This is a genomic window from Pseudomonas amygdali (assembly GCF_002699855.1).
In the GTDB taxonomy this organism is placed as follows: domain Bacteria; phylum Pseudomonadota; class Gammaproteobacteria; order Pseudomonadales; family Pseudomonadaceae; genus Aquipseudomonas; species Aquipseudomonas amygdali.
Genome location: NZ_LKBW01000190.1, coordinates 43,333 through 51,664, shown reverse-complemented (window position 1 = coordinate 51,664; position 8,332 = coordinate 43,333). Strand labels below are relative to the sequence as shown.

The 8,332-nt window shown below is 59.8% G+C and carries 8 protein-coding genes; 3 read left to right on the top strand and 5 right to left on the bottom strand.

Annotated elements, in window-relative coordinates; translation table 11 throughout:
- The 3 genes from mksF to mksB form a co-directional block, all read right to left on the bottom strand.
- The coding region (gene mksF / locus AO277_RS13740; RefSeq protein WP_257214228.1) for an Mks condensin complex protein MksF at positions 1-2,853 on the bottom strand (2,853 nt) is incomplete at its 3' end.
- Positions 2,850-3,557, bottom strand: coding sequence for an Mks condensin complex protein MksE (gene mksE, locus AO277_RS13735; protein WP_044318206.1), 708 nt, complete (start codon positions 3,555-3,557; stop codon positions 2,850-2,852). The genes mksE and mksF, both read right to left, overlap by 4 nt.
- Positions 3,547-4,824, bottom strand: coding sequence for an Mks condensin complex protein MksB (mksB, locus tag AO277_RS13730; protein WP_044318205.1), 1,278 nt, complete (start codon positions 4,822-4,824; stop codon positions 3,547-3,549). The genes mksE and mksB overlap by 11 nt, the downstream gene beginning before the upstream one ends.
- A 144-nt stretch (positions 4,825-4,968) precedes the next feature.
- On the opposite strand from mksB, the gene AO277_RS13725 reads away from it, so the two are divergent.
- Positions 4,969-5,772, top strand: coding sequence for a hypothetical protein (locus AO277_RS13725; protein WP_044318204.1), 804 nt, complete (start codon positions 4,969-4,971; stop codon positions 5,770-5,772).
- Positions 5,765-6,217: a ribosomal protein S18-alanine N-acetyltransferase gene (rimI, locus tag AO277_RS13720; protein WP_002552084.1), complete on the top strand. Its 453-nt coding sequence runs from the start codon at positions 5,765-5,767 to the stop codon at positions 6,215-6,217. Before AO277_RS13725 ends, rimI begins: the two co-directional genes overlap by 8 nt.
- A gap of 9 nt (positions 6,218-6,226) precedes the next feature.
- Here rimI and AO277_RS13715 read toward each other — a convergent pair whose 3' ends face one another.
- On the bottom strand, positions 6,227-6,634 hold the full coding sequence (locus AO277_RS13715) for a hypothetical protein (RefSeq protein WP_044318203.1): 408 nt from the start codon (positions 6,632-6,634) through the stop codon (positions 6,227-6,229).
- A 170-nt stretch (positions 6,635-6,804) separates the two neighbouring features.
- On the opposite strand from AO277_RS13715, the gene can reads away from it, so the two are divergent.
- Positions 6,805-7,443, top strand: a complete 639-nt coding sequence (gene can / locus AO277_RS13710) for a carbonate dehydratase (protein WP_044318202.1) — start codon at positions 6,805-6,807, stop codon at positions 7,441-7,443.
- 71 nt (positions 7,444-7,514) lie between these two features.
- Here the strand turns inward: can and AO277_RS29720 are convergent, their stop codons facing one another.
- Entirely contained in the window at positions 7,515-8,303 is a 789-nt protein-coding gene (locus AO277_RS29720; protein ID WP_371411882.1) for a methyl-accepting chemotaxis protein, read from the bottom strand.
- Positions 8,304-8,332 lie beyond the last annotated feature (29 nt).

Below are 8,332 nucleotides of genomic sequence, written 5' to 3'. Positions count from 1 at the left end.
TTCGGTAGTTTTTTCATCGCTCCATCCTCTCAAAGGTTGGAGTCTCCGAGAAACCCGGGGCGGTTCATCATCACGACGCTGAATGTATTTCCAGTCAGCCTCATCGATGTATATCCCGTTAGGCCCGCTGCCGCCTTCCAGGTCGATGGCAACGTGAGCCGAGACCTGTGGCTTCACACTTGCCAGAATCGGAACGAAGCCCAGTTGCAGGCTCGTTTCCAGCAGCGCAGCCTGGTTCTTCTCATCGATGTCTGCTGCTTCGTCCAGGTAATAAGGCAAGCGCACCCGACCAGCCTGATCCCGATCCATCAAGTGCAGCAACAGGTACATGTTGGTCAATGCCTTGATGGTCATCGTCGTGCCGTTGGACGCCGCGCCGTCGATATCGGTGTGGATAACCGGCTGACCATTGACCTTTGTGATCTCGAATGCAAGCTCGAACAAGTCCTTCAAGCCCAACTGGTTATGGTTGGCAGCCACAAGTCGCGCCAGATACTCCTTGGCCTCTTCGTTCTTGTTGTCCTGCTCGGCGCTCTGGCTCAGGTCGAAGACTGACAGTGTCTCGCCTTCTTCATATTGCCCGGCGCTGTGGATAATCTGGTCGATGTGCTTGAGTGCTTCCTTGTTCGGCGCGAGCACGATACGGAAGCTTGCCAGGTTAGAGACTTGACGCTTGTTGATCTCGCGGTTGAACAGCGCCAGTTGATGCTCAAGGCTATCGTAGTCGCTACGAATATTGCGCAGGGTGCGGGCGATGTCAGTAACCGCAGCGCGACGAGCCTTGCCCAGCGTAAGTGCCTCATCGGTACGGTGTGCGTAGGCATTGATCAGCAGTTGCAGGCGACGCTCCATTTCGTCCTCGCTGTCGAATTTGGCCACGCCCTTGAGGCGAACCTGGGCATACAGCGCTTCGATCTGCCCATCGCTGCGCAACAGACCTTGCCAGCTGTCCTGATAATCGTTGAGCAGTGGCAACAGGTTATCCATGGAATCATCAATCGGGTCCATGAACGGCGTGCCGAACGGCAGATCTGCAGGCAACAACTGGCGGCGACGTAGCGCGTCGTCCAGCGTGCGTTGCTTGGATTCCATGTCACCAATCTGACGGGCGATCAGTTGCAGCTTGGCCGAGAGCTGCTGGACGCGCTCAGTGAACGCATCACTGGAGCGCTTCAGTTCATCCTGAGCGGCTTCCATCTGCGCCAGCTCTTCCAGCTTGCCGGACTCCTCTGCGCTCAAGGTCTGGCAACGGCGGAAGTCTTCAAGTGCCTTTTGCGCATCCAGCACCTGCTGGTACAGCGCTTCGGTCTGGGTCTTGCTCGCCGAACGGTCGGCAGCGACAGCCTGCTGGGTTTTCAGCTGTTTGAGTTCTTTTTCCAGACGCTCTTTCTGATCGCGCAGCGCAGCACGATCGGCCAGCGCCTGCAGGGCAGGAGGCTCGATACTCGACAGGTTGATGGTCAGCCCGGGTACGGTGAATTGATCGCCTTTGAAGCCATCCAGAATGGTCTCCAGCGATTTGACCCACGCGTCGCCGTCGTCCAGCGCAATGCCTTGCTCACCCAGTGGCAGGCTGAACAGCGCGCTGTTGAACAGGCGCATCAGGCGTTCTACGTCCGGCTGGGAGAACTCTTCACGCAGACGGGCGTAACTGTTGTTGTCCGCGTGGTCGAGCTGTTGCTTGACCGACTTGAGGCGTTTCTCCAGGTCGCGCAAACGCTCGTCCAGGTCTTCGGCGCTGAACTGCCGGGACTGGGCCAGCGCACCGGCCAGCTCATCGTGAGCATCCTTGGCTGCGAGCAGTTGCTGCTCCAGCACCTTGACGTCATCGACCAGCGCGAAACGATTCTTCAGCACCGACAGCTCGCCGACCCAGCGCTGGATACTACTGATCTCGCGCTCCAGACGCATCAGTTCCTGAGTGCTGCTGCGCTGATCGTTCTGCATCTCATCCTGCTGAGCACGGTAATGCTCGGCCTGAGCGACCAGTTCTTCCTTGCGCGCGCCAGAGTAGTCCGACCAAGTGCCAAGCAGTGAATCAAGGATCGGCGACAGACGATGCAGTTTGCCGCGCAACAGATCACGCTGTTTGACCCCGGCAGCCAGTGCCTCGACCAGCGGGCCAGCCAGTACCAGCGAGTTGTAATCCTGTTCCATGCGCCGCACGTCGCGGAAAGCTTCTTCACAGGCGGCGATGTAGTCGACGCTGCCCGAACGCAGGCTGTGCTCGAACGCATCGAGAAACAGCTGCTTGAGTTTGGCTGCCGTGATTTCACGCATGTGCAGCAGGTTGATGAACAGCGCGCGGAAAGTCTTCAGGCTCTGCTCGCTGGTGGAGCGTAGCGGGATCAGGGTCAGGTCCAGCGGGATCGAGGTATGACCGCCGACCAGCAGGCGGCGCAACTCGTCCGGCTTGAGTTCGTAGGCTTTCAGGCCCTGGCTTTCCAGGTTGCTGAACAGCTCTTTCTGACGCAGGCAGGTGTCGTTCTTCTGGTAATGACCCAGGTCCAGCTCGCCGGCATAGGCAAAGAACTGGTGGCCGAAACCGCCACCCGGGCCGCGGCCTACCACGCCAATCACATGCGGGCCGTGGGGCAGGGAGACTTCCACCAGAATGTAACTGGTGTCGGTGGCAAAGTAGAAGCGCCGGGACTGCTCAAGGCTGTACTTACCGAAGCTCATGTCCGACATGCGTGCCAGAATCGGGAATTGCAGAGCGTTGATCGAGGCGCTCTTGCCGAGGTTATTCGCGCCGTACACCGACAGCGGGTTTTCCAGCGGGAACAGGCCGAGGCTGTAACCGGCGGTGTTCAACAGGGCAAAGCGGCGGATGCCATAACGTTCCTGGCTCATGTGTCCATCTCCTGTCGTTGCTCATCGGCGATTGCCCGGGCAAGTGCCTCTTCCTCGGTTTCTTCACCGAATTCAGCCAGGTCCAGCGGGTCATCGGTTTCCAGCAGCTTCTCGTCGCTGTCGTCATCGATGAGCACAGGCGTTGGCAGTGGCAGGGCGCTATGCAGGCTGGCGGCCAGATCGCGATCCTGTTGCACCGACAGGCATACATCGAGAAAACGGTGCATCGGCGGCAGGAAGCGGTAGATACCGACCTCTTCACTGGCAAAACCCAGTTGCGTCATGCGGCGCATGACCTTCTCTTCAAGCTCTTCCTGGGTCTGCACTTCCGCCTGAAGAAACAGGTCCCGGTACTTTTCCAGCATCGAAGGTAGTTCGTCACGGCCCAGACTGCCGCCATCCAGCACGGCCATCGGGTCACGGCCCTGATCGGCCAGATGCTCGACGAGGATGAAGGTGAACAGCGCCAGACGCTGAGCGGTCTTGTTGACCTGCGCGGCGGCCAGTTCAGGCACGAAATAGTAGAAACCGCGGGTGTCGCAGATCAGTTCGTAGCCCAATGCCTTGAACAGCGCGCGGTACTGGTCCTGGCAGTTGGAGAGTTGGGCATACAGCTCCGGGTCACGGCGGCTGATGTGATAGCCCTTGAACAGCTCGCGAAAGATCGGCGCGAGCTGGGACATTTCGGATAGATCAAGATGCATGAACAGGGCTCTCGGAATGCGCTGGCTGCTCGTCTTTTGCGGCGAGCAGGGCAAAGGAGCGCAGGCTGACGCGGTGCTCCCGGGTGAAATATTCGCGACGCTCGAGGCGTTCACGGGCGAAGCGCTTGTCCCGCGACAACCGCGAGAACCAGTACAACAGCTCGTCGGTTTCGCCGGTCGGTTCCTGCTCCAGCAACCAGACCATCAGGTCAGGCATCGGCAGGGCGCTTTCGCAGCGCTCGAGCATTTCCTTGACCGTACGTGGCGCGCGGGGTGGTTCGCCCTTGCGTGTACCACTGGCCTTGGGGAACTTCGCGGGCTTGGGTTCAAATCGCGCCAAGGCATAGACGTAAGCCTCGACCTGGCTCGCGCTGCCCAGAAAGGTACTTTGCGGGCGGGTAAACAATGGCATGGCAGCCTGTGGCACTGCGTCCAGGCCCTTGCGCCGAATCGCCGACAAGGCCAGCGCCGCGCCACGAGTCACCGCATTATGGCGACGTGCCTCCTCGCGCAGCGGCAACAGCAGCTCGCGTGCGTGGCGCAAGGTCAACTGAGCGCTGGTCTGCATCTCCAGAATGCGCGCATGGGTGCGCAGCAGCATGTCGTCGTCGACCAGATGACCGAGGCGTTGTTGCTCGGTCAACAGGCGCAGCAGCACATTCTCGACCTTGCGCACACCCTGTTCGAAAGCACCGTCGGCATTGACCAGTTGAATCATCGGCTCGACGTATTCGTCCCAGGTGGCCAGAACTTCTGCATACCGCTGGCGCAAAGGGATCTGCCGGTCGCTGGTCTTGGCCCGGTCGGCGACCGCGACCAGTGCCTGTTCGTCGTTGGCAAGCTTCTTGAGAACGTCGCGCACCCGCATGTCCAGCAGCCGCAGCTGCCTGGCCAGATCATTGGCATCGCGAATATCGAACGCGTCCTGAATGTAACCGGCCAGGCGCTCCAGATGGCGCAGATAAGCCTCGATTTCCAGGCACAGGCCCAGCCGGTGCTCGCGGCGCAGGTAGGACAGGAAGTCATGGATCTGTGCGTTGAGCTCAAAGCGGTTCGGACTTTTCGCGACGGGCACCAGAATGTCCAGACGAATCCACACGTCCAGCAGGTTGGTGATGTCTTGCGGGGTGCTGTCCTGCTGCTGAGCGCCCAATTGCAGGCGCAGCTCGCTCAGGCTCAACGTACCCTGGTCGAAGTGTTCGCATAAGGGCTCGAGTAGCGCCCAGTGCTCGGCAAGGGCGCGCAGGACGCGCTTGGGTTCGATCATCGTTAGGCCGACTGTTGGCAAGTGAAAAGCGGCAATTGTACTGCATCAGTCGCCTGATATTTCACCTGCGGGCGATATGCTGCAGCGCAAAAAGGCGAACAACGCTAGAATTGCGCGCTTAACTTATCCACAGGTGGCTGACCCTTGCTCAACGAGTCCCGTCGCCGCGCTTATTTGACCGCCATGCAGGTGGTCAACTGGCTGCCGCGCACAGAACTGCCATTCGCCGCGCCCTCGCGTCCGGAGCTGCTTGCGCCGTTACCGCCGCCGGTCGAGGTGCAGCGCATTGCGCCTGGTGCCGCGCCATCTGCGCACGCTGCGCCGGTCGAAGCCGCGAACGTGGTGCCGATCGCCCGGCAGCCCGAGCGCCCGAAGGTCGAGGTGCCGCGTCCGTCACTGGCCAGCACGCGCACAGTTGCCGCGGTCGAAGAGGTCGCGCCTGCGCAGCCAAAGGCTCCGGTCGTGCCGCCACCGCGTTTTGCCCTGCAATTACTGCGTGCCGGCCGTTGCCTGCTGCTGGTAGAACTGACCACCGGCCAGCCGTTTCAGAGCCGCGATCCGTCCTACCTGCTGCTCAAGGACATGCTGCGCGCTGCCGGTCTGCCCGACAGCCCGCAGATTATCGGCGAACCGGTGCGCTGGCCGTTGCTGGTGCGCGGCCAGATGGATCAGGGCCCGGAAGCGGCGCGCGACTTCGTGCAAGGCTTTGTCGGTGCCCGGCTTGAGGACGAACCCTGTGCGTGCCTGTGGCTGATCGGTTTGCCGTCGATGAAGTTCGCCGGTGAAGCCGACGCCGAATCCTATAACCGCGAATTGCAGATCGAAGGTCTGGGCACTGCCTGGGCGTTGCCGGGTCTTGAATTAATGATGGACGAGCCTGAGCGCAAGGCCGATGTCTGGAAAGCCATGCGTCGGCTGATGACGCGCTGGAAATCGATCGATGAGTGATGCCGTAACCTTCCGCCCCATGACCGAAGCCGACATGGATGCGGTACTGAAAATCGAATACGCAGCGTTCAGCCATCCCTGGACACGCGGCATCTTTCTCGATGGCCTCAAGTCCTACGAGATCTGGCTGATGTTCGAAGGGGCGCAGCAGGTCGGGCACGGTGTGATTCAGGTCATCATCGATGAAGCACATCTACTCAACATCACCGTCAAACCTGAAAATCAGGGCCGTGGTCTTGGCTTGCTGCTGCTGGATCATCTGATGAAACGTGCTTATCAGCTAAACGCTCGGGAATGCTTTCTGGAGCTGCGTGACAGTAATCGTCCAGCCTATCGTCTGTATGAAAACTACGGTTTCAACGAGATAGGCCGGCGTCGCGATTACTACCCGGCAGTCGGCGGCCGCGAAGACGCTGTGGTCATGGCCTGTACGCTTTTCGAATAGTGCTGGCTGTCAGCGCTGGGTGTTGCCATCCAGCGGGTCAAGAATGGCCATCTCCTCTTCGTCGAGCCCGTTGCCACCACCGATGTCATCTTCATCGACTACCGTCAGGTCCAGGTCGGCAGGATCGTCTTCGCCCTGCTCGTTCGGTGAACGGGCACCGTCTTCGCGGATCAGGGTTTCCGGAGACAGATCGTCATCGGTCGAATGGTGATCGTCAGTCGAGGCACCGGTCAGGCCTGCCTCACGCACACGCTGATCCGGAATTTCATGTTGCAGTTCGTCTTCAGGGATAAGATCACCGATACGGGCAGGATCTTCTTCGTCGAAGTCGAGTGTTTCCATGGAGCCCATACGGTCTTCGTTATCGTCGATGGGTTCCGGTTCGGTAGCACCGAACGGACGGCGTGAATCGTTCATGGGAAATCCTCATTTCAGGTGGTCGTAAAAAATGGACCGGCCACGACTTTGAAGATTCCTTTTTGTTGACCGACGAGCTTCGGTGAATTTTGTCAGTAGTGGCAAATAGGCGTGACTTGAAGGATTCGACTTCAGTCCAAGGCTGGGCATCATTATCGAGGCGTCAAAGCATGAACGAGCTACAAGACCTGATTGATAACAATGCACGCTGGGCCGATGCGATAAAGCAGGAAGACCCAGAGTTTTTCGCCAAGCTGGCCCGCCAGCAAACACCTGAGTTCCTGTGGATCGGTTGTTCGGATGCACGTGTCCCGGCCAACGAGATCGTCGGCATGCTGCCCGGCGATCTGTTCGTCCATCGCAACGTGGCCAACGTTGTGTTGCACACCGACCTCAACTGCCTGTCAGTGGTCCAGTACGCAGTGGACGTGTTGAAGGTCAAACACATTCTGGTGACGGGCCACTATGGTTGCGGCGGTGTACGCGCGTCCATGCAGGACCGCCAGTTCGGCCTGATCGACGGCTGGCTGCGCACGATTCGTGATTTGTATTACGAAAACCGTGAAGTGCTGGCCAAGCTGCCGACCGAGGAAGAACGTGTCGACCGTCTGTGCGAGCTGAACGTGATTCAGCAAGTGGCCAACGTCGGTCACACCAGCATTGTGCAGAACGCCTGGCACCGTGGGCAGAGCCTGTCTGTGCATGGCTGCATCTACGGCATCAAGGACGGTCGCTGGAAAAGCCTCGACGTGACCATCAGCGGTTTCGAGCAGTTGCCGCCGCAGTACCGTCTGCGTCCGCAGGACTGACAGCCGCCCTCAGGCTGCAGCATCGCCAGCCAGTCTGTTTTCGGGACGACTGGTTGGCGGCAGGCAGGGCATCACAGCACGAAACGCTGCACCATCAGGTTCAGATCAGCCGCCAGCATCGACAGCGAATTGCTCGCCACGGTGGTCTGCTGCGCGCCTGACGCTGTCTGGCTCGACAGGTCGCGGATACTGCTCAGGTTGCGGTCTACTTCAGTCGCAACCTGGGCTTGCTGTTCTGCTGCACTGGCAATCAGCAGGTTGCGGTCGTTGATGGTGCCCGTTGAATGGATGATCACGGTCAATGCTTCGCCAGTTGATGCAGCTTGCTCAAGCGTCAGGCTGGCTTGCGTTGCCGTGTGGCGCAACGAGCTGGCCGTTTGCTGAGTGCTTTGCTGCACGCCGCTGATCAGCCCTTCGATTTCTGCTGTCGAGGCGCTGGTGCGTTGCGCCAGTGAACGAACCTCGTCAGCTACCACGGCAAATCCGCGCCCGGCTTCGCCCGCCCTGGCTGCCTCAATGGCGGCGTTCAGGGCCAGCAGGTTGGTCTGGTTGGCGATCGCGCGAATCACATCGAGGATGCTGCTGATGCTCTGTGTGCGCTCGGCCAGTCCTTCAGCCTGATGCGAGGAGTCCAGCACGTTTTCAGTCAGTTGCTTGATCGAAAGAATCGTCGCCGACAGTTTTTCCTGCCCTTGCGCTGCCGCCTGGGTCGACGCCTTTGATTCGGTCACGGTGCTGCTGGCGTTGCCTGCCACTTCGATGGCCGCCTGACTCATCTGGTTGACGGCGACTGCGGCCTGCTCGATTTCGTTGTTCTGCAATTGCAGATTGAGCGCACTGGCTTCGGCAATGGTGCCCATCTCCTGAACCGACTGCGACAGCTGCGTCG